General features: G+C 59.0%; 22 protein-coding genes and 1 tRNA gene. 15 read left to right on the top strand and 8 right to left on the bottom strand.

Going from position 1 to position 18,005, the window contains the following annotated elements:
• Positions 1-79: 79 nt before the first annotated feature.
• Positions 80-553 (bottom strand): peroxiredoxin, encoded by a 474-nt coding sequence (locus DKY63_RS26645; protein ID WP_110966854.1) that lies wholly within the window; start codon positions 551-553, stop codon positions 80-82.
• 10 nt (positions 554-563) lie between these two features.
• Positions 564-1,124: a glycine cleavage system protein R gene (locus tag DKY63_RS26650; protein WP_110966855.1), complete on the bottom strand. Its 561-nt coding sequence runs from the start codon at positions 1,122-1,124 to the stop codon at positions 564-566.
• A gap of 328 nt (positions 1,125-1,452) precedes the next feature.
• Between DKY63_RS26650 and dapA the strand changes: the two genes are divergently transcribed.
• From dapA to DKY63_RS26715, 12 genes are all read left to right on the top strand, one after another.
• Positions 1,453-2,331, top strand: coding sequence for a 4-hydroxy-tetrahydrodipicolinate synthase (dapA, locus tag DKY63_RS26660; RefSeq protein WP_110966856.1), 879 nt, complete (start codon positions 1,453-1,455; stop codon positions 2,329-2,331).
• A 17-nt stretch (positions 2,332-2,348) separates the two neighbouring features.
• Entirely contained in the window at positions 2,349-3,464 is a 1,116-nt protein-coding gene (gene bamC, locus DKY63_RS26665; RefSeq protein WP_110966857.1) for an outer membrane protein assembly factor BamC, read from the top strand.
• Positions 3,465-3,468: 4 nt separating this feature from the next.
• Positions 3,469-4,227 carry an MBL fold metallo-hydrolase gene (locus tag DKY63_RS26670; RefSeq protein ID WP_110966858.1) on the top strand — a complete coding sequence of 253 codons (759 nt, stop codon included), beginning with the start codon at positions 3,469-3,471 and terminating at the stop codon, positions 4,225-4,227.
• Between the two features lie 28 nt (positions 4,228-4,255).
• Complete coding sequence (gene purC / locus DKY63_RS26675) at positions 4,256-4,969, top strand: phosphoribosylaminoimidazolesuccinocarboxamide synthase (RefSeq protein WP_110966859.1); 714 nt, start codon at positions 4,256-4,258, stop codon at positions 4,967-4,969.
• Positions 4,970-5,053: 84 nt separating this feature from the next.
• A tRNA-Ser gene (locus DKY63_RS26680) sits at positions 5,054-5,143 on the top strand.
• Positions 5,144-5,362: 219 nt separating this feature from the next.
• The gene (locus tag DKY63_RS26685; protein WP_110966860.1) at positions 5,363-6,289 is read left to right on the top strand and encodes a LysR substrate-binding domain-containing protein; all 927 of its coding nucleotides are present in this window, start codon (positions 5,363-5,365) and stop codon (positions 6,287-6,289) included.
• Positions 6,290-6,333: 44 nt separating this feature from the next.
• Entirely contained in the window at positions 6,334-6,699 is a 366-nt protein-coding gene (locus DKY63_RS26690; RefSeq protein WP_110966861.1) for a 5-carboxymethyl-2-hydroxymuconate Delta-isomerase, read from the top strand.
• Between the two features lie 238 nt (positions 6,700-6,937).
• A complete protein-coding gene (locus tag DKY63_RS26695) occupies positions 6,938-8,587 on the top strand; it encodes a phosphoethanolamine transferase (RefSeq protein WP_110966862.1) in 1,650 nt (549 codons plus the stop codon).
• Between the two features lie 84 nt (positions 8,588-8,671).
• Positions 8,672-9,334, top strand: coding sequence for a class I SAM-dependent methyltransferase (locus DKY63_RS26700; protein ID WP_110966863.1), 663 nt, complete (start codon positions 8,672-8,674; stop codon positions 9,332-9,334).
• Positions 9,335-9,457: 123 nt separating this feature from the next.
• Entirely contained in the window at positions 9,458-10,591 is a 1,134-nt protein-coding gene (rnd, locus tag DKY63_RS26705; RefSeq protein ID WP_110966864.1) for a ribonuclease D, read from the top strand.
• Positions 10,588-10,881, top strand: coding sequence for a YcgL domain-containing protein (locus DKY63_RS26710; RefSeq protein ID WP_110966865.1), 294 nt, complete (start codon positions 10,588-10,590; stop codon positions 10,879-10,881). Before rnd ends, DKY63_RS26710 begins: the two co-directional genes overlap by 4 nt.
• Positions 10,882-11,001: 120 nt before the next feature.
• Positions 11,002-11,934: a D-2-hydroxyacid dehydrogenase gene (locus DKY63_RS26715; protein WP_110966866.1), complete on the top strand. Its 933-nt coding sequence runs from the start codon at positions 11,002-11,004 to the stop codon at positions 11,932-11,934.
• Positions 11,935-12,054: 120 nt separating this feature from the next.
• Here the strand turns inward: DKY63_RS26715 and DKY63_RS26720 are convergent, their stop codons facing one another.
• Positions 12,055-12,648, bottom strand: a complete 594-nt coding sequence (locus DKY63_RS26720) for a nitroreductase family protein (protein WP_110966867.1) — start codon at positions 12,646-12,648, stop codon at positions 12,055-12,057.
• 279 nt (positions 12,649-12,927) lie between these two features.
• Here DKY63_RS26720 and DKY63_RS26725 point away from each other — a divergent pair, with 279 nt between their 5' ends.
• A complete protein-coding gene (locus DKY63_RS26725) occupies positions 12,928-13,377 on the top strand; it encodes a YcgN family cysteine cluster protein (RefSeq protein WP_057400692.1) in 450 nt (149 codons plus the stop codon).
• 37 nt (positions 13,378-13,414) lie between these two features.
• Complete coding sequence (locus DKY63_RS26730) at positions 13,415-14,644, top strand: hypothetical protein (protein WP_110966868.1); 1,230 nt, start codon at positions 13,415-13,417, stop codon at positions 14,642-14,644.
• A 110-nt stretch (positions 14,645-14,754) separates the two neighbouring features.
• On the opposite strand, the gene DKY63_RS26735 is transcribed toward DKY63_RS26730, so the two are convergent.
• The 4 genes from DKY63_RS26735 to DKY63_RS26750 form a co-directional block, all read right to left on the bottom strand.
• The gene (locus DKY63_RS26735; RefSeq protein ID WP_110966869.1) at positions 14,755-15,132 is read right to left on the bottom strand and encodes a YgaP family membrane protein; all 378 of its coding nucleotides are present in this window, start codon (positions 15,130-15,132) and stop codon (positions 14,755-14,757) included.
• Positions 15,133-15,224: 92 nt separating this feature from the next.
• Positions 15,225-15,695: an RNA methyltransferase gene (locus tag DKY63_RS26740; RefSeq protein WP_007911337.1), complete on the bottom strand. Its 471-nt coding sequence runs from the start codon at positions 15,693-15,695 to the stop codon at positions 15,225-15,227.
• A gap of 204 nt (positions 15,696-15,899) precedes the next feature.
• Positions 15,900-16,271 (bottom strand): YajD family HNH nuclease, encoded by a 372-nt coding sequence (locus DKY63_RS26745; protein WP_110966870.1) that lies wholly within the window; start codon positions 16,269-16,271, stop codon positions 15,900-15,902.
• 49 nt (positions 16,272-16,320) lie between these two features.
• Positions 16,321-17,007, bottom strand: coding sequence for a spermidine synthase (locus tag DKY63_RS26750; RefSeq protein ID WP_110967988.1), 687 nt, complete (start codon positions 17,005-17,007; stop codon positions 16,321-16,323).
• 95 nt (positions 17,008-17,102) lie between these two features.
• Between DKY63_RS26750 and DKY63_RS26755 the strand changes: the two genes are divergently transcribed.
• Complete coding sequence (locus DKY63_RS26755; protein WP_110966871.1) at positions 17,103-17,393, top strand: hypothetical protein; 291 nt, start codon at positions 17,103-17,105, stop codon at positions 17,391-17,393.
• On the opposite strand, the gene DKY63_RS26760 is transcribed toward DKY63_RS26755, so the two are convergent.
• The gene (locus DKY63_RS26760) at positions 17,390-17,863 is read right to left on the bottom strand and encodes a cyclic nucleotide-binding domain-containing protein (protein ID WP_110966872.1); all 474 of its coding nucleotides are present in this window, start codon (positions 17,861-17,863) and stop codon (positions 17,390-17,392) included. The genes DKY63_RS26755 and DKY63_RS26760 overlap by 4 nt on opposite strands.
• Between the last annotated feature and the right edge of the window lie 142 nt (positions 17,864-18,005).

Consider the following 18,005-nt stretch of genomic DNA (forward strand, 5'->3'; position numbering starts at 1 on the left):
AAGATCGCAGCCTTCGGCGGCTTCTACAGATACATGCGAACCTCTGTAGGAGCTGCCGAAGGCTGCGATCTTTTAGGGGTCAGGCCTTGTTCAGGGCCTGAGCCGCAGCCAATACCGCATCAACGTGACCGGGCACCTTCACGCCACGCCATTCCTGGCGCAGCACACCGTTCTTGTCGATCAGGAAAGTGCTGCGATCCACACCCATGTATTCCTTGCCGTAGAGCTTCTTCAGCTTGATCACGTCGAAAAGCTGGCATAGCGCTTCTTCCTTGTCGCTGATCAGCTCGAAGTTGAATGCCTGCTTGGTCTTGAAGTTCTCGTGGGATTTCAGACCGTCGCGCGATACACCGAAGACTTCGGTATTCGCCGCTTTAAATGCGTCGAGCTGGTCGCGAAAGCCTTGACCTTCAGTGGTGCAGCCCGGGGTGCTGTCCTTCGGATAGAAGTAGATCACCACCTGCTTGCCCTTGAGTGCCGCCAGGCTGACGGTTTGCCCGCTGGTGGCGGGGGCTTCGAAATCGGCAACCGGTTGGTCGATGGCAACGGCCATGAAAGTTTCCTTACATTGGGTTTTGAGGGCGCCACGGTTCGATCAGCGCATCCAGGTTCAGCGCATCGGCGAAATCCAGGAACTGATCGCGCAACCAGCTGATTTGCACGCCGGCCGGCAAGGTCACGGTAAAGGTGGCGTTGAGCATGGTGCCGCCGGTTTGTGGTGCCTGATACGTATCGCAGGTCAGGTTTTCCAGCTCGACGTGGTGATCCATGAAGAACTGGCACAGCTCGTTGATGATGTCCGAGCGATAGGCCGAGCTGACATAGGCGACATATGGCAGGGCTTGCGGACGGTTTTCCAGGGCGGCACTGCGCACCACATTGACGGTGAAGGCGTGTCGTTTGGCAAGGATCGGCAGGCTGCCTTCCAGGCGTGCCAGGGCGTCCCAGCTGCCGGAGACTTCAAGGACCAGCGCACTGCACTCGCCATGACGGGTCAGGCGGGAGGTGACCACGGCGCAGCGGTTTTCATGGCTGGCGCGGCACAGGACGTTAGTCAGCTCCATGGGGTTGGCGCCGAGGGCACTGATGACAAGGAATTGTTCGCGAACTGTGGGGGTGGACATGCAGCATTCCTAAAGCGATGAGCGGTCGGTACTTCTATCGGTTTGTTTTTCCCGGAGTGAGCCTGCGGATGCGAATCGCAAAGCCCCTGGCGCAGGTTGCAATGTGCTCCAGTATGGCAGGAACAGAGGAATGGCAACGCTGGAATGGGGCTTGTGATACCGAAAATGGAGGCTCAGACCTGACGAACGAGCCTGTCAGTACCGATCAAAGTCTGAAGGGTAGCGAAAAGCGGCGCCAAGGGGAATGGCGGCAGCGCAGTACTTCGCTTGTACAAGCATCTTGGCGCCAGTACCATTACGGCTCTCTTTTTCCGGCAGGAGCGGTTGCATGATTGCGGGCAGTATGGTGGCACTGGTCACACCCATGGATGCACAAGGTAATCTCGACTGGGACAGCCTGAGCAAACTGGTGGACTTTCACCTGCAAAACGGCACCCACGCCATCGTGGCGGTTGGCACCACAGGTGAATCCGCCACTCTTGATGTGAACGAACACATCGAAGTCATCCGTCGCGTCGTGAAACAGGTCAATGGTCGCATCCCGGTGATCGCCGGTACCGGCGCCAACTCGACCCGCGAAGCCATCGAGTTGACCACCAATGCGAAGACCGCCGGCGCCGATGCGTGCCTGCTGGTCACTCCGTATTACAACAAGCCGACCCAGGAAGGCCTGTACCAGCACTTCAAGGCTATCGCCGAAGCCGTCGACATTCCGCAGATCCTCTATAACGTCCCCGGCCGCACCGCGTGCGACATGCAGGCCGAGACCGTGATCCGTCTGTCGACCGTCAAGAACATCATCGGTATCAAGGAAGCCACCGGCGACCTGAAGCGTGCCAAGGCGATCATCGACGGTGTCAGCAGCAATTTCCTTGTGATCTCCGGGGACGATGCCACCGCAGTCGAACTGATCCTGCTGGGCGGCAAGGGCAATATTTCGGTTACCGCCAACGTCGCCCCGCGCGAGATGGCCGACCTGTGCATCGCCGCCCTGAACGGTGACGCCGAGAAGGCGCGTGCCATTCATGAAAAGCTGATGCCTCTCAATAAAACCCTGTTTATCGAATCCAACCCTATCCCCGTGAAATGGGCGCTGCATGAGATGGGCCTGATGCCGGACGGTATCCGTCTGCCGCTCACCTGGCTCAGCGCCGAATGTCACGAACCGCTGCGTCAGGCCATGCGTCTGTCCGGCGTCCTGGCTTAATTGAGGAAGTACAACGCATGAAGCGAATGGCCGGACTTTCCGCACTTGCCTTGATCATCTCCAGCACCAGTGGCTGTGGATGGGTCTGGGGCCCGGAAGGTTATTTCCGTGACCGTGGTAGCGATTACCTGGAAGCAAAACAGACTGCACCGATGCAAATGCCGCAGGATATCCAGACCTCCAAGCGCCTGGATCCGCTGCTGCCAATCCCGCGTAACGTCGCCGATGACACCGCCAAGGGCGAGTTTGTCGTTCCTCGTCCGCTGCCGTTGTCTTCCGTTGCCGATGCCAGTGCCTATTCCCTTCAGAAGAGCGGCGATTCGCGCTGGATCCTGGCGCAAAACCCGCCGGCCGAAGCCTGGCCCGTGGCCGTGCAGTTCTTCCAGGACAACGGTTTCCGCCTGGACGAGCAGCGCCCGCAAACCGGCGAATTCACCACGACCTGGCAGCATTCCGACGAATTGTCTGCAGCGGTGGCCAAGCGCTTGAGTGCCGCGGGTGTCGCGTCTGACAGCGAGATCCGTGCCCGCGTGCGTATCGAGCCGGGTGTGCAGCGCAATACCAGTGAAGTTTACGTAGTCACCGCCGAGCGTCCTGCCGGCAGCACTGACGACGTGGCCTTCACCAACCGTTCGGTCAACACCGGCCTGGACGCGGCGTTGGTCGATGACATGCTCGCGAGTATGAGCCGTATTTCGGAGAAGGGCGGTTCGGTCTCCATGCTGGCTTCCCGTGATTTCGACACCCCGAGTCGAGTCAGCCTGAGCGAAGACGGCAGCGGCAACCCTGTGCTGAACGTCGGCTCCGACCTGGATCGCGCATGGTCGAGTGTCGGCCGCGCTCTGGAACAAGGCGAGTGGCGTGTGGAAGACATCAACCGCAGCCTGGGCCTGTACTACATCAACCTGGCTGAAAAGGCCGAGAAGAAAGACGACAAGCCTGGTTTCTTCAGTGGTCTGTTCGGCAGCAAGCCGGACAAGGAAGAGCGTGAAGCCCGCGCCGAGCGTTATCAGGTCCGCCTGAGCAAGGTGGGCGATAGCGTCCAGGTCACCGTAGAGAAAAACATCAATACCGTGGCGCCGGCTGACGTGGCGCGCAAAGTGTTGAGCGTGATTCAGGACAATCTGGGCTGATCACATGCGTTTTGCCGTTCTCGGCAGCGGTAGCCAAGGGAACGGCACGCTGGTAGCCAGTGCTGATACCTATGTGCTGGTCGATTGTGGTTTCTCCCTGCGGGAAACCGAAAAACGCCTGCTGCGCCTGGGTGTGAACCCTGCGCAGTTGAGCGCGATACTCGTGACCCACGAACATGCCGACCACGTGCATGGCGTGGGTTTGCTGTCTCGGCGCTACAATTTGCCTGTCTATCTCAGTCGCGGGACCTTGCGCGAGATGCGCAAGCCTGTGGAGCCCACCGGCTTCCTGGCGGATGGTCAGCAACTGCAGATCGGCAACCTGAGCATCGGTGTCATTGCCGTGGCCCACGATGCACAGGAGCCGACGCAGTATGTATTCAGTGACGGTGAACGGCGCTTCGGCCTGTTGACCGACCTGGGTTCGTATTGCAACAAGGTACTGGAGGCATATCGGGATCTCGATGCGCTGATGATCGAGGCCAACCATTGCCGAGACATGCTGGCTCGTGGTCACTACCCGTACTTTCTCAAGCAGCGGGTGGGCGGCGAGCTAGGACATTTGAACAACCATCAGGCGGCATTCCTGGTGGCCGAGTTGGGCTGGCAAGGCCTGCAACATTTGGTCCTGGCCCATCTGAGCAGCAAGAACAACCTGCCGCGGCTGGCCCGGCAATGTTTTGTCGACACCTTGGGGTGCGACCCGGACTGGCTGCAATTGGCCGATCAAGATTCAGGGCTCGACTGGCGACACATCGCCTAGCCCATCTACTTAGCAAGCGGAGCCCATCATGGAAAAACGTGAAGAACTCTACCGCGGCAAAGCCAAGTCGGTTTACAAGACCGACGACGCTGACCGTCTGATCCTGCTGTTTCGCAACGACACTTCGGCGTTCGACGGCAAGCGTATCGAGCAGCTCGATCGCAAGGGTATGGTGAACAACAAGTTCAACGCCTTCATCATGCAAAAACTCGAAGCCGCCGGCGTGCCGACCCAGTTCGACAAGCTGCTGGGAGACAACGAATGCCTGGTGAAGAAGCTGGACATGATCCCGGTCGAGTGCGTCGTGCGTAACTACGCCGCCGGCAGTCTGGTCAAGCGCCTGGGCGTCGAAGAGGGCATGAAGCTCAACCCTTACACCTTCGAACTGTTCCTGAAGGACGACGCCAAGGGCGACCCGTTCATCAACGAATCCCACGTCGTGGCCTTCGGTTGGGGTACCGCCGAGCAACTGGCTCGCATGAAAGAGCTCTCGCTCAAGGTCAATGAAATCCTGAGCAAGCTGTTCGATGACGCTGGCCTGCTGCTGGTCGACTTCAAGCTCGAATTCGGCGTGTTCAGCGATGGCTCCATCGTCCTGGGCGACGAATTCAGCCCGGACGGCTGCCGTCTCTGGGACAAGGACACCAAGAAGAAGATGGACAAGGACCGCTTCCGCCAAGGCCTCGGTGACGTCATCGAAGCCTACGAAGAAGTCGCCAATCGTCTGGGCGTACCGCTTTAACCGACGCAAGCATCTGATAGCACAGAAATATTTCGCGAAAGGGGGTTCGCTTCCGGCGAAAGTGTTGTTATGATGCGCGCCGTTGGAGAGATGCCAGAGTGGCCGAATGGGACGGATTCGAAATCCGTTGTACCTTCGCGGGTACCTAGGGTTCGAATCCCTATCTCTCCGCCATTATTGAACAAGACTAAGCCCCTGAAATGGTTAAACATTTCAGGGGCTTTTTCATTTCTGTCGTTTAGTCCGTGGAATTTTCAGCGTCACCGATAATCGAGTGATGTGACTTCATTTGCATTAAACGTAAAAAATGCCGGCACCATTTGTTCTATCGCATAGACGCCAATTGTTACACCTCCCTAAACTGTCGACAGTAAACAGGCGCTGGGGCAATGGATGAACCGCAACGAACTACGCAAGGCCGACATCAATCTGATGGTGGTGTTTGAAACGCTGATGCTCGAGCGCAACGTCACCAAGGTGGCAAACAAGTTGTTTCTCGGCCAGCCCACCATCAGTTCGGCGCTCAACCGCTTGCGTACGATGTTCAACGATCCGTTGTTCATTCGCGTCGGTCATCGCATGGAGCCCACCGCACGGGCCGAAGAGATCTTTCGACACTTGTCGCCAGCACTGGATTCATTGTCGGTGGCCCTGAGCCTGACCCACGATTTCGACCCCGGCAACAGCACCATGACCTTCCGTATCGGCATGTCTGATGACGTCGAATACGGACTGCTGCCGCCGCTGCTGCACGCGCTGCGGCAGGAAGCGCCGAAGTTAGTGTTCGTGGTGCAGAACGTCGATCACTGGCGGATACCCGATCTCCTGGCTTCCGGCGATATCACCGTCGGCATTTCCCAGACCCGCGGTCTGCCAGCCAATGCCAAGCGCAAGCTGTTACGACACATCTATCCCAGCGTGCTGCGTGCGGACGCCTCGGACACGCCGCTGACCCTCGACGAATACTGCTCGCGTCCCCATGTATTGGTCTCCCACATTGCCAACGTCAGCGGGTTCGCCGATGAATGGCTGGCGCAGATTGGTCGTTCGCGTCAGGTGGTGCTATCGGTGCCGCAGTACAGTTCGTTGCCTGCGTTGCTGGCCGGTACCGATCTGATTGCCAGCCTGCCGGATTACACCGCCGAAGCCATGGCGGTGTCCGGTCAACTGTTCAAGGAGGGTTTCCCGTTCAAGACCCCGACGCTGGAGCTGTCGATGGTTTGGCTCAGTCACGTCGACAGCGATCCGGCCGAGCGCTGGCTGCGCTCACGAATCGAAACGTTCATGGGCGAGCGCAATCTGTTGTCGCTACCCCAGTAAGCGTTACATGTAAGAGTTTTCCACCCATTTACAGGAGTCACGCCATGCCTCACCTGCACCTGGAATACACCGCCAACCTGCCGGACCTGAATGCCGATGTCGCCTTGATGCGGCTCAACAATACGCTGGTGGGGTCGGGTCAGTTCGGTGCCGAATTTGACATCAAGAGCCGGGCGGTCAAGGTCGAGACTTTCAAGGTCGGCACGGCATTGACGGAACGGGCATTCGTGCATGTGAAACTGGCGCTGTTGAGTGGGCGCTCGCCGCAGATCAAGCAGCAATTGTCCGAAAGCCTGTTGGCGGTGGTGAAGGAGTTGTGTGAGTGGCCGGCGGGTGTTGAAGTCCAGCTGTGCGTGGAGATTCTAGACATTGACCGCGAGTCGTACACCAAGACCGCCATCGGCGTTTGAGTCCGCCAGGGCAAGCAAGGTTGATACCCAAAGGGAGACTGCTGAGCCCTTGGGATCTGAACCAGAGCTGAACGGATCTCAAATAAATCGAAAACTTCACTTGAATTTGCATAGCCAACTAATCGTTGGCTTCTTTTTCACGAAAAATTGATGGTCGGCTGCCTACAGTTATGCTGTCGCGGTAAATGAATTTTTCACATTTATCGACGGCATTTCTTTTCAGGAACAGCCGATTGCCATGTTGAAGATTAAAGCCGTGCGCCCGGAGTGGGTGACACTGATTGCCAGCGCCTTTTTATTGACTGCCTTCAATTTTGTGTTGTGGCAGCACCTGTTCGAAATCACTGCAGCTGACGGAAAGGGCGTGGTGATGCGCGTGGCCTTCGGCGCAATGATCCTGGCGGCCTTCAATATAGTGTTGACGTTGCTGGCGTTCCGTCCTGTCATGAAGCCGGTCTTGACCCTGCTGTTCATGGTCAGCGCCGGCGTGGCGTACTTCATGAGCCAATACGGCGTATTGATCGACGCAGGCATGTTCCGCAATTTCGCCGAAACCAATGCCACGGAAGTGCGCGATTTACTCTCGTTGAAGTTGTTTGCCTATATTTTGTTATTGGGTGTTTTGCCGTCCTGGTTATTGTGGAAAACACCGATTGATTTCCGCCGCTGGCACCGCGAACTATTAAGTAAAGTCCTGGTGACTATTGCGTCGGTTGCAGTTATTGGCGGGGTGGCCCTGGTTAACTATCAGGGCCTTTCATCGTTATTTCGCAATCACCATGAATTGCGCCTGATGGTCGTGCCCAGCAATTACATCGGCGCCTCGTTCGGTTATCTGCGTGAACAGGTAGCGTCCGCGCATCAGCCTTTTGTCAAAATCGGCGAAGACGCCCAGCGCAACCCGGCTTTGCAATCACGCACCCGTAAATCCCTGACAGTGCTTGTGGTCGGGGAAAGTGCACGGGCGGAGAACTTTGGCATTCTCGGTTACAACCGTGACACCACGCCAAAACTGAACAAGGAAGCCGGCCTGATCGCATTCACCGATGTGCACTCCTGTGGCACGGAGACTGCCGTGTCCGTGCCCTGCATGTTCTCCAACATGGGGCGCAAGGATTACAACGCCAGCAAGGCGAAGAATGAAGAAGGTTTGCTCGATGTGCTCAAGCGCGCAGGCCTTGATGTTATCTGGCGCGATAACCAGTCAGGCTGCAAAGGTACTTGCGATCGTGTCACTCTCCAGGATGTCAGCAACCTGAAAGATCCCGCCTTGTGCGCCAATAGCGAATGCCGCGATGAAATCCTGCTGCAAGGCCTGCAGCATTTCATCGATAACCTGAATAAAGACACCGTATTGGTATTGCACCAGATGGGCAGTCACGGTCCTGAATACTTCAAGCGCTACCCGAAAGAGTACGAACACTTCACCCCTGTCTGTGAAAGTAATGCGCTGAACAATTGCAGTCGCGAAAGCATCGTCAATGGCTACGACAACACCCTGGTCTACACCGACCATGTGTTGTCGAGCCTGATCGATATCTTGCGCAGCAATCAGGGCAAGGTGGATACCGCGATGCTGTACCTGTCGGACCACGGCGAGTCCCTGGGTGAATACAACCTGTTCCTGCATGGCACGCCTTACATGCTGGCGCCGGAACAACAGAAGCACGTGGCCATGCTGGCCTGGTTCTCCGACAACTATCAGAAGTCGTACTCGGTGGACACCCACTGCCTGCAATTGAACCGTGAAAAGCCGCTGAGCCAGGACAACCTGTTCCATTCAATGCTGGGTCTGCTGGAGGTCAACAGCAAGGTTTACAACCAGGATCTGGACATGTTTGCCGGATGTCGCGGGCCGGTGATCGACGGCGTGCTGGCCAGGGACTGAATGCACCAATCTTTCAATCAACGGCCGCCAACTGGCGGCCAGGCACCGATTATCAAGAGCAACGATCACCCAGAGCCATCGCCCATGTCCACCCAGTCTCTCACCGCCATTGAGCTTGAGTTTGCCCGGCGCTACGACCAGGAGCACGCCCGCGTCTGTCTGCAGCCACGGGTACAGGGCCTGAGCGGGCGCCTGGCGTTCTGGCGCGAGCAGCAGCTGGTGCGTCATGCGTTGAGGGTCGCGGGTGAGCCGGGGTTGATCCTCGATGTGGCATGCGGAGTGGGGCGTCTGTGGCCCGTGCTGGCCGAGCACGCCAATCGGGTCATTCTCGCCACCGATCCTTCCCAGGACATCCTCGATCATGCCCGGACCCATCATCCCCAAAGCCTGTTGAAGCGGGTCAGGACCTTTCAAAGTTCGGCCTTTACCATCGGGCTGTCGGAAAATGCGGTGGACAGCATTTTCTGCATGCACCTGTTCCAGCATCTGGCCAACCCCGAACATCGCCTTGCGATACTCGGCGAGTTTCACCGGGTCAGTCGCGATTCGGTGATCGTGGCGGTACAGGTCGAAGGTCGTTTCAAGGCTCGGAGTACAGGTGTTGAAGGCCTTGCAGTCGATTCGATGGTGAGCAAGGGCGAGATAGAGGCCGAATTCAGGCAAGCCGGTTTCCGTGTGCTCGGCCATCAGGACTTCCTGCCCGTGTGTTCGCCGATGCGGGTCTACGTGCTTTGTAAGATCGGATAGTCCCACTTTGTCAGACTATTCTTTTTGTTAAGCAGGTATTTTCGCCGATGCTCTCGTTCAGTGGATGCGCGGAAATCGCCGGGGGCGATATATACTGCGCGCCATTCTTCAAGGGAGAGCCGTGTGGCCATCGAAATTCACTGGATTCGCGACAACGATAGCCTTGGCCGGTTTTGCGCCGAATGGCAGCAACTGCCCTACGTTGCCCTCGACACCGAATTCATGCGGGTCGACACCTTCTATCCGATAGCCGGCCTGTTGCAGGTGGGTGATGGCACGCGCGCTTACCTGATCGATCCGCTGACCATCGACAACTGGCAGCCTCTGGCCGCGTTGCTGGAAAACAGGGCGGTGGTCAAGGTTCTGCATGCCTGCAGCGAAGACCTTGAGGTCCTGCTGCGCTTGACCGGCAGCCTGCCGGCGCCGATGTTCGACACGCAACTGGCCGCCGCTTACCTGAACCTGGGTTTTTCCATGGGCTATTCGCGACTGGTACAGGAAGTGCTCGGTATCGACCTGCCCAAGGGAGAAACCCGTTCCGACTGGCTGCAACGCCCGCTGTCCGAGACTCAAATCAGCTACGCCGCCGAAGATGCCGTGCATCTGGCGGAAGTGTTCCTACGCTTGCGTCCGAAACTTTCCGACGACAAATACGCCTGGGTTCTGGAGGATGGCGCCGAACTGGTGGCCAACCTGCGCCGTGAGACCGATCCGTACGAGGTCTATCGAGACGCCAAGCTGGCCTGGAAACTGTCCCGGGCGCAACTTGCCGTGTTGCGTGAGCTGTGCGCCTGGCGTGAAACGCAAGCACGTGCCCGTGACCTGCCGCGTAACCGGATCATTCGTGAACATTCGCTATGGCCACTGGCGCGCACCCAGCCGGATAACCTTGGCGCCCTGGCGAAAATCGAAGACATGCACCCGCGTACCGTGCGTCAGGACGGCGAATTTCTGCTTGATCTGATCAAGCGCTCTGGCAGTGTGTCGCCCGATCAGTGGCCACCCGCCGTGCCGGAGCCATTGCCGGTGGACGCTGCCGCGCTGCTCAAGCAGATGAAAGCCATCGGCCAGTCCGAGGCCGAGCGACTGGACATCGCACCAGAACTGATGCTGCGCAAGAAAACACTGGAAGCGCTGCTCAAGAGCGGCTTCCCCAATGGTCCCTACCAATTGCCTGATTCGCTGCGTGGCTGGCGCCGCGAATTGATGGGCCAGGCGCTGCTCGACAGCCTGGCCACCGCCGGAGAACAGCCTTGAAACGTATTTGCTCCATCTATCGCAGTTCGAAGAAAAACGAGATGTACCTCTATGTGCTCAAGAGCGACGCACTGGAGCGCGTACCGGAACCTCTGCTGGCCGCTTTCGGCAAGGCGATCCACGCATTCGATCTGGTGTTGACCCCCGAGCGCAAACTCTCGCGCGAAGACATCGGCGTCGTGCTGGAGAACCTCGAAAATCAGGGTTACCACCTGCAAATGCCGCCAGCCGAAGAGGAATACATCGAGCACTTGCCTGAAGAGTTGCTGCGACGCAACGATCCGGTTTGATCAGCCGACCGGCTCTGTTCTGAGCCCTGGTGAAACACTGGAATGATATTGGCGATGGCCGCGACGCGCCGCAAAAGGGCGTCGGCGGCTATCGGCAGCGCTTTTTTGAAAGGTTGAAGCATGCGCGTTCTGATTGCCGAACACGACCACCCTGTTTACACCCAGCTATTGCGTGAAGCCGCGCCGGACCTTGAGGTACTGACCAGCGGTGACTCCGCCGAACTGTCCCGTCAGGCCGCCGAGTGTTCGATCTGGCTCGGCCAGCCCGACCTGCTGGCGACGCTGTTGCGTCAAGGCCACCAACCGCAATGGATGCAGTCGACCTGGGCAGGCATCACGCCATTGCTCGTCGAGGGTTTGCCACGCAACTATCGGCTGACCCGGGCGGTGGGGATTTTTGGTCAGGTCATGGCCGAATACGTGCTCACCTACATGCTCGGTCATGAACGTGAAGTGCTGGCGCGACTGGTCAGCCAGGTCGAGCGCAAGTGGGACAGTCGCCACGGCCAGAGCCTGGCGGGGCGCAAGGTGCTGATCGTCGGTACCGGTGACATCGGCCAGACCGTGGCGCAGTTCCTGGTGCCCTTCGGTGTGGAGTTGTACGGCGTCGCCAGCGAGGCCCGGGTGCAAGCACCGTTTGTCGAAGTCGGTTCACTCAGCGATTTACCCCGGCTGGTGGGACAGGTGGATTACGTAGTCAATCTGCTGCCAAACACCCCGAGCACCCACGATATCTACGATGCAGCGCTGTTCAAGCAGTTCAAGCCGACGGGATTGTTCATCAACGCCGGACGCGGCGTGGCGGTGGTTGATGCGGATCTGGTGGAGGCCTTGAAAGAAGGGCATCTGGCGGGTGCGGTGATCGATGTCTGCCGCCAGGAACCGCTGCCTCAGCGCCATCCTTTCTGGACGGCCTGGGGTTTGCTGCTGACAGGTCACAGCTCGGCCCCGACTTCGCCGTCATTGATGACAAAGCTGTTTGTCGAGAACCTGCGGGCCTGGCAGGCGGGCGAGGCATTGCGCGGGGAAGTGGACTTCAATCGCGGGTATTGAACCGCCCCGGAGCCTGTAGGAGCCGAGCTCGCGATGGCGGCATAACAGTCAACAGTGATGTTGAATGTCATGGCCTCATCGCGAGCAAGCTCGGCTCCTACAGTCGTTCTGCGTTGTGGCTTAGAGAGAGAAATCCCCTTCGGCAGCCAGCTCGCTCAACGGACGACGCGGGCTAGGTTCTTCACGCGCCTGCAGATACTCGGCCAGCGTCGCCTTGTCCCCCAGTTTGCCGATCGCCACGGCGGCGTGCAGGGCGTAACCCTCGGGAATGTTCAGGGTCTTGCGGGTCAGTTCCTGGTCGAAACCAGCCATGCCGTGGGTGTGCCAGCCGCTGATGCTCGCTTGCAGCGCGAGGTGACCCCAGGCGGAACCGGTGTCGAAGGTATGCCACAGGGCCGGGGTTTCTTCGGTGGCGCCGGGTACGGCGAAGGTGGTTTTCGAGATCACGATCACCAGGGCCGAGGCGTGTTGCGCCCAGCTGCGGTTGAACTCGTTCAGCAAACCCAGGTAACGCTCCCAGTTTGGCGTGTCACGGCGGGCATAAAGAAAGCGCCACGGCTGCGAGTTGTACGCCGATGGCGCCCAGCGCGCGGCTTCGAAAAAGCTCAGCAGGGTCTCGACGGGAATGGCTTCGCCGGTGAAGGCGCGAGGCGACCAGCGATCGGTGAATTGAGGGTGGATGGCGTAATCGGCAATGCGCGGGTTTGCACTCATCAAGAGATTCCTTGCTACGTTTGAAAGTGAGGGTGACTTGAACCTGCGGGCGCAGTTGAGCTGGGCGATGAGGTTTGTCGAGAGCCGTGGCGATTCACCGTAATGCAACGCGGTCGAGCGTTAATGGCACGCGGGTAGGGCGCCTTGCGACTGGCAAAGCTACTGGCCTGTGGGAAAACTGACAAGTCCCGATCTACCGGCAGTCGCCAATGCTTGGCCCCGGAAGCCTTGGGCACTAGACTGGCGGCCTTTTCACCACCTGATGTTGATGCTTGAGCCATGGCCGCCAAAGTCGAACCGTTCTGGATACGTAAAACCCTCGATCAACTCGATCAGGAGGAATGGGAGTCGCTGTGCGATGGCTGCGGTCTGTGCTGCCTGCAAAAGCTCGAAGACGAAGACGACAACAGCGTTTATTACACGCGTATCGCCTGCAAGCTGCTGGACCTGAAAACCTGCCAGTGCACCGACTATCCGAACCGCCGCGACTCGGTGCCCGACTGCATCCAGCTGACGCCAGGCAAGGCCGATGAATTCAAATGGCTGCCGCCGACCTGCGGTTATCGCCTGGTCAGCGAGGGCAAGGACTTGCCGCTATGGCATCACCTGGTTTGCGGTGATCGCGATGCCGTGCATCACGAACGAATTTCCCAGTCCGGGCGTATGCTCGCCGAAGGCAGCGTGCCGGAAGAGGATTGGGAAGACCATCTGATCTTCCGTGCGGGCTGATCGTCCAGGCGAGTTCAGGTTTCACCAAGGAGTGTGTATGGCTGTGGGATGGCGGCAAGCACTGGTCGTTGGGTTACTGACCCTCGGTTCACCCGCATGGGCGGCGAAGAAGGTTGATCTGGATTACCACGTGCGCCTGTTGCCGCAGAGCGATCAGGCAGAAGTGCGCCTGACCCTGGCCCAGGGCTCGGCGGTGCGCAGTCTGGATTTCGACCTTGGCGACGGCAGCCGTTACAGCGATTTCAAGGCCGACGGCCAGTGGCAACTGACACCTGGCGCGCAGGCCCGTGGCGTCTGGCACCCGGCCACGGACAAGGCCAGCCTGACGTACCGTGTCCACGTCAGCCACGGCCGCAAGAACGGCAGCTTCGACACGCGCATGACGCCGAACTGGGCGTTGATGCGTGGTGAGGACCTGGTACCACCGGCCAGGCTTGATCAGCAGGATGGCATCGAGTTGGTTTCACGCCTGGAGTTCGAATTGCCCAACGGCTGGAAAAGCGTCGAAACCGCCTGGCCGCGTATCGGCAAGAACAAGTTCCGAATCGACAACGTCTCCCGATTGTTCGACCGGCCGACCGGCTGGATGCTCGCCGGCAACCTCGGCAGCCGCCGCACTCGCCTGGGGGAAACTGAAGTCACAGTGGCTTCGCCCCAGGGGCAGGGCATGCGACGCATGGATGTGCTGACCCTGCTGACTTTCGTCTGGCCGCAGGTTCAGGCCGTCTACCCACGACATCCCGCCAAATTGCTGATAGTCGGTGCCAACGATCCGATGTGGCGTGGCAGCCTCGCGGCCCACGAGTCCATTTACCTGAACAGTCGCCTGCCTTTGGTCAGTGAGAGCGGCAGCAGCGCTTTGGTGCGGGAGTTGGCGCAACTGTTCGGGCGAATCAACGACAAGCAGCGCAGCGAGTGGATCAGCGAGGGTTTTGCCGAGTATTACGCCATCGAACTGGTGCGCCGCGCCGGTGGCATGAGCGATGAGCGTTATCAGAGTTTGCAGGCTCGGTTGACCAAGACCGGTCAGAAAGTCACTACCTTGCGCGGCGAGCAGATCAGCCCGGCGCAGATTGCAAAAGCCGTGATCTTGATGCAGGAACTGGATCGCGAGATTCGCCTGAAGACTCGCAACAAGCGGTCGCTGGATGATGTGTTGCGCGGGGCGATGCGGTTGGGGAGCCTGGATACCAAAGAGTTTGTTCAGCTCTCGGAGAGTGTGATTGGCGATTCTTCCAAGGTCCTGGATACCGAGTTGATTCAGTAATACCGCTATCGCGAGCAAGCTTTGCTCCTACAGGATTGGTGCATTTCACAATTCCTGTAGGAGCAAAGCTTGCTCGCGAAAAGGCCATCAGCCCCCGCGAAGATTAAGGATCAAACCCCGGCCTTCGGCGATTTCAACGAATCATTGCCGGTTACCGTCGCGGTCTTGGTCGCTGCTTCGGCATTGGCCTTCAACTGGCTAAGTTCCTCACCCGCCCGCTGAATCTTCGCCCTTACGTTGTTCATGTCCTGACGGCTTTTTTCCAACAGGCTTTTCGCCGAGCTATGGCCGGTGATGCCCCGGGCCAGTGCGACGCCGCCGATGGCCACCTGAATCAGGCCGAAGATACCGCCACGCCGCAAGCCCTTGCCGACCATGACCACGCCGCCGGCCAGGGAGCCCAGGCGTTCCCAGCCCTGAACGTTCTGTTCGGAAGGGCTCTGGAATGGGGTGGATTCGATGCGTTCTACGCGTTTGAGTTCGCTCATGATCTGTCTCCAGGCAGGAAAGGCTGCGTCGTGGGTCGATAGTTAAGCTGACTGCCGAAATTGCCCGCTTGTTCCATCCAATCTTGCGCACATCAGCGGAATTTCGGACCCGAGCGGGTGTTGAGGCCCTTGGCCATGCGGTCATAGAGCACGACGTTGACCGTGGCGGCCAGGTTCATGCAACCGGTGGTGGGGATATAGACCACGTCTTCGCACCAGTCGCGGATCTCTTTGTCCAGCGAGCCGTCTTCCGGGCCGAAGATGTACAGCGCACGGTCCGGGTGGGTGTACTCGGGCAACGGGCGGGCGCCTTCGACCAGCTCCACGGCAACCGGTACGCAGTTGAGGGGCAGGATCTTTTTCAGGTCGTCGATGCCGATCAGCGGGATGTCGTAGTGCACGCGCTTGGTGTCGGTGACGAAGTCGGCGGCGCGTTCATAGCGCTTGCCGGTGTAGAACACCGACGCCACGCCATAGCAGCCAGCGGCGCGCATTACGGAGCCGACGTTTTCCGGTGATTTTGGGTTGTACAAACCAATGCAGCTGTACCGTTTGTCTGCCACGAGCGGGGTGCCTTTCGGGAAAAAAGCGCGATTATACGGGGATTGGCTGGCAGCGGTCAGTTTGGAGATTGGCGGTGTGTGAGCGATCGCTATCGCTGGCAAGCCAGCTCCCACAGGAGCTGTGGCGTACACAGAATGTGTGATCACCACCCATCACTGTGGGAGCTGGCTTGCCAGCGATGAGGCCGGTTCTGGCGCTGAGGATTATTCGTCTTTCTTCATCAAGCCAGCCAACGCAGCAAACGGATTATGCGTCGCCTTGGCAATCTTCGGCGTGCTCAGCGAGCCCTCGCCAAAGTACTGCTGGTCGGTATAGCGCGAGTGCTCGTTGTCATGGCAGTACAGGCACAGCAACTCCCAGTTCGAACCGTCCTGGGGGTTGTTGTCGTGGTTGTGATCTCGGTGGTGCACCGTCAGTTCGCTCAGGCGCTTGCCGGAGAATTCCCGGGCACAGCGGCCGCACACGTGGGGGTACATTTTCAGGGCCTTGTCGCGGTAGCCCATTTCCTTGTCGCGCTGGTTGTCGGCGAGGATGCGATCCAGCTTCGACGTGTTGGTTGGGGTGGACGAACTCATGGGTTCACCTTTGTTGAAGACTAATGACGGTTATACAGCAGAGTTTAGCTCAGCCCTTGAGCTTCTCGGCAATCCAGATGGTGTGGCGGGTGCCCCGGTTGCCGTGGGCGAACACCTGTACTTCCTCGGCCTTGAACCCGGCTTTTTTCAGTTTGTCGGAAAACTGTTTGTCGGCGCTGGCTGACCAGACCGCCAGTACGCCCTTTGGTCGCAGGGCCTTGGCGCAGGCGCTCAGGCCACCGGCGGAGTAGAGCCAGCTGTTGGCCCTCTGGGTCAGGCCTTCGGGGCCATTGTCGACATCGAGCATGATCGCGTCGAAACCCTGCGGCTCGGCTTGCAACACTTTGGCCACGTCTTCCAGGCGGATGACGGTGCGCGGATCAAGCAACGGGTTCCCTGCTTTCTCACCCAGCGGTCCTCTATTCCACTCCACAACACCGGGCACCAGTTCAGCGACTACCACTTCAGCGTTCTTGCCCAGGTGCTTGAGCGCCGAAGCAAGCGTGAAGCCCATGCCCAGGCCGCCGATCAGCACCCGCGAATTCGGGCGTCCGGCGACCTTGCGGCAGGGGATCTCGGCCAGGGCATCTTCTGAGCCGTGCATGCGGGTGTTCATCAGTTGCCCGCCGTCGCCGCCCTGGATCTTGATGACGAAATCCTCACCGTATTCGAACAGGCACAGGGCACCGCCGTTCTCGGGAATAGGGGTGGTGTCGAGCAGAACGAAACGTTTCATGGGGCTCACTTGAGGAGAAAATGGCAGCAGGGGGAAGGCAAACACGCGCAGTTGGGAGTAGCCTGCAAATGACCACAAGGCCAACGGAGCCATTGATGAAGCGCACCATTCTAACGGCCATTGCCCTGGCCGCGCTCTCGATTACTGCAGTGCAGGCCCAACAGTTGCAAACCACGCCCGTCAGTCCCTCGCCGATGCCAGGTTCCCCCGGCACCGCGACGCCCACGCCGTATCCGCAAATCACCCCCGCGCCGCTGCCCAAGGTCGGCCCCGGCAGCAGCGGTCCACCGTTGGTCCCTATCGAAAGGCCGAGCCCGCCGACCAAGGATCAGCCGGTGCCGGGGATCGAGCAGAACCCGCCGAAGGTCAAGTCGCCCGGCGGCTAGACCTGCTGCGACAGCAGTTGCCCATCGACCATGCGCAAGCGTTTGGAAAGGGAGACGGCGAGGGCGCGGATGATCTTGGCGGCGATTTTCGGGGCGTCGTTGAGCATTTTTTCCAGCGAGTCCTTGCCCAGGTTGAGCAACTGACAGTTGCTCGCCGCCACGCAACTGGCCGAGCGGCGTTCGCCATCGAGCACCGCCATTTCGCCGAACGAGCGGCCACTGCGCAAGGTGGCGATGGTCACCAGCTGTCCGTCACTGGTGGTCTTTTGCACGGCCACCTGGCCGGTGTGGATGATGCACATGAAGCTGCCGGCATCTCCCTCATGGAAAATCTCTTCGCCCTGGGCAATGGTGCTGATGCTGAAATAGCCCGAGGCCGCGGCAAAGTCGGCCGGCAACAGCTGATTGAACAGGCCGCAGTCCATCAGCCAGTCGCGGATTTCGTTGTTCAGATGAGTGGTTTCTGCCATGTCGTGCGGTCTTTGTTGTTGTGTTGGTTCCAGGATTTGGCATTGCCCTGTAGGAGCAAAGCTTGCTCGCGATGAGGCCGCTACATTCAACATCAGTAGTGGCTGACACGCCGCCATCGCGAGCAAGCTTTGCTCCTACAGA

Origin of the sequence: Pseudomonas putida (assembly GCF_003228315.1) — a bacterium.
GTDB lineage: Bacteria > Pseudomonadota > Gammaproteobacteria > Pseudomonadales > Pseudomonadaceae > Aquipseudomonas > Aquipseudomonas putida_S.

Coding starts and splice junctions, on each gene's coding strand:
- DKY63_RS26645 (WP_110966854.1), bottom strand. CDS start 553: ATGGCCGTTGCCATCGACCAACCGGTTGCCGATTTCGAAGCCCCCGCC.
- DKY63_RS26650 (WP_110966855.1), bottom strand. CDS start 1,124: ATGTCCACCCCCACAGTTCGCGAACAATTCCTTGTCATCAGTGCCCTC.
- dapA (WP_110966856.1), top strand. CDS start 1,453: ATGATTGCGGGCAGTATGGTGGCACTGGTCACACCCATGGATGCACAA.
- bamC (WP_110966857.1), top strand. CDS start 2,349: ATGAAGCGAATGGCCGGACTTTCCGCACTTGCCTTGATCATCTCCAGC.
- DKY63_RS26670 (WP_110966858.1), top strand. CDS start 3,469: ATGCGTTTTGCCGTTCTCGGCAGCGGTAGCCAAGGGAACGGCACGCTG.
- purC (WP_110966859.1), top strand. CDS start 4,256: ATGGAAAAACGTGAAGAACTCTACCGCGGCAAAGCCAAGTCGGTTTAC.
- DKY63_RS26685 (WP_110966860.1), top strand. CDS start 5,363: ATGAACCGCAACGAACTACGCAAGGCCGACATCAATCTGATGGTGGTG.
- DKY63_RS26690 (WP_110966861.1), top strand. CDS start 6,334: ATGCCTCACCTGCACCTGGAATACACCGCCAACCTGCCGGACCTGAAT.
- DKY63_RS26695 (WP_110966862.1), top strand. CDS start 6,938: ATGTTGAAGATTAAAGCCGTGCGCCCGGAGTGGGTGACACTGATTGCC.
- DKY63_RS26700 (WP_110966863.1), top strand. CDS start 8,672: ATGTCCACCCAGTCTCTCACCGCCATTGAGCTTGAGTTTGCCCGGCGC.
- DKY63_RS26715 (WP_110966866.1), top strand. CDS start 11,002: ATGCGCGTTCTGATTGCCGAACACGACCACCCTGTTTACACCCAGCTA.
- DKY63_RS26720 (WP_110966867.1), bottom strand. CDS start 12,648: ATGAGTGCAAACCCGCGCATTGCCGATTACGCCATCCACCCTCAATTC.
- DKY63_RS26725 (WP_057400692.1), top strand. CDS start 12,928: ATGGCCGCCAAAGTCGAACCGTTCTGGATACGTAAAACCCTCGATCAA.
- DKY63_RS26730 (WP_110966868.1), top strand. CDS start 13,415: ATGGCTGTGGGATGGCGGCAAGCACTGGTCGTTGGGTTACTGACCCTC.
- DKY63_RS26735 (WP_110966869.1), bottom strand. CDS start 15,132: ATGAGCGAACTCAAACGCGTAGAACGCATCGAATCCACCCCATTCCAG.
- DKY63_RS26745 (WP_110966870.1), bottom strand. CDS start 16,271: ATGAGTTCGTCCACCCCAACCAACACGTCGAAGCTGGATCGCATCCTC.
- DKY63_RS26750 (WP_110967988.1), bottom strand. CDS start 17,007: ATGAAACGTTTCGTTCTGCTCGACACCACCCCTATTCCCGAGAACGGC.
- DKY63_RS26755 (WP_110966871.1), top strand. CDS start 17,103: ATGAAGCGCACCATTCTAACGGCCATTGCCCTGGCCGCGCTCTCGATT.
- DKY63_RS26760 (WP_110966872.1), bottom strand. CDS start 17,863: ATGGCAGAAACCACTCATCTGAACAACGAAATCCGCGACTGGCTGATG.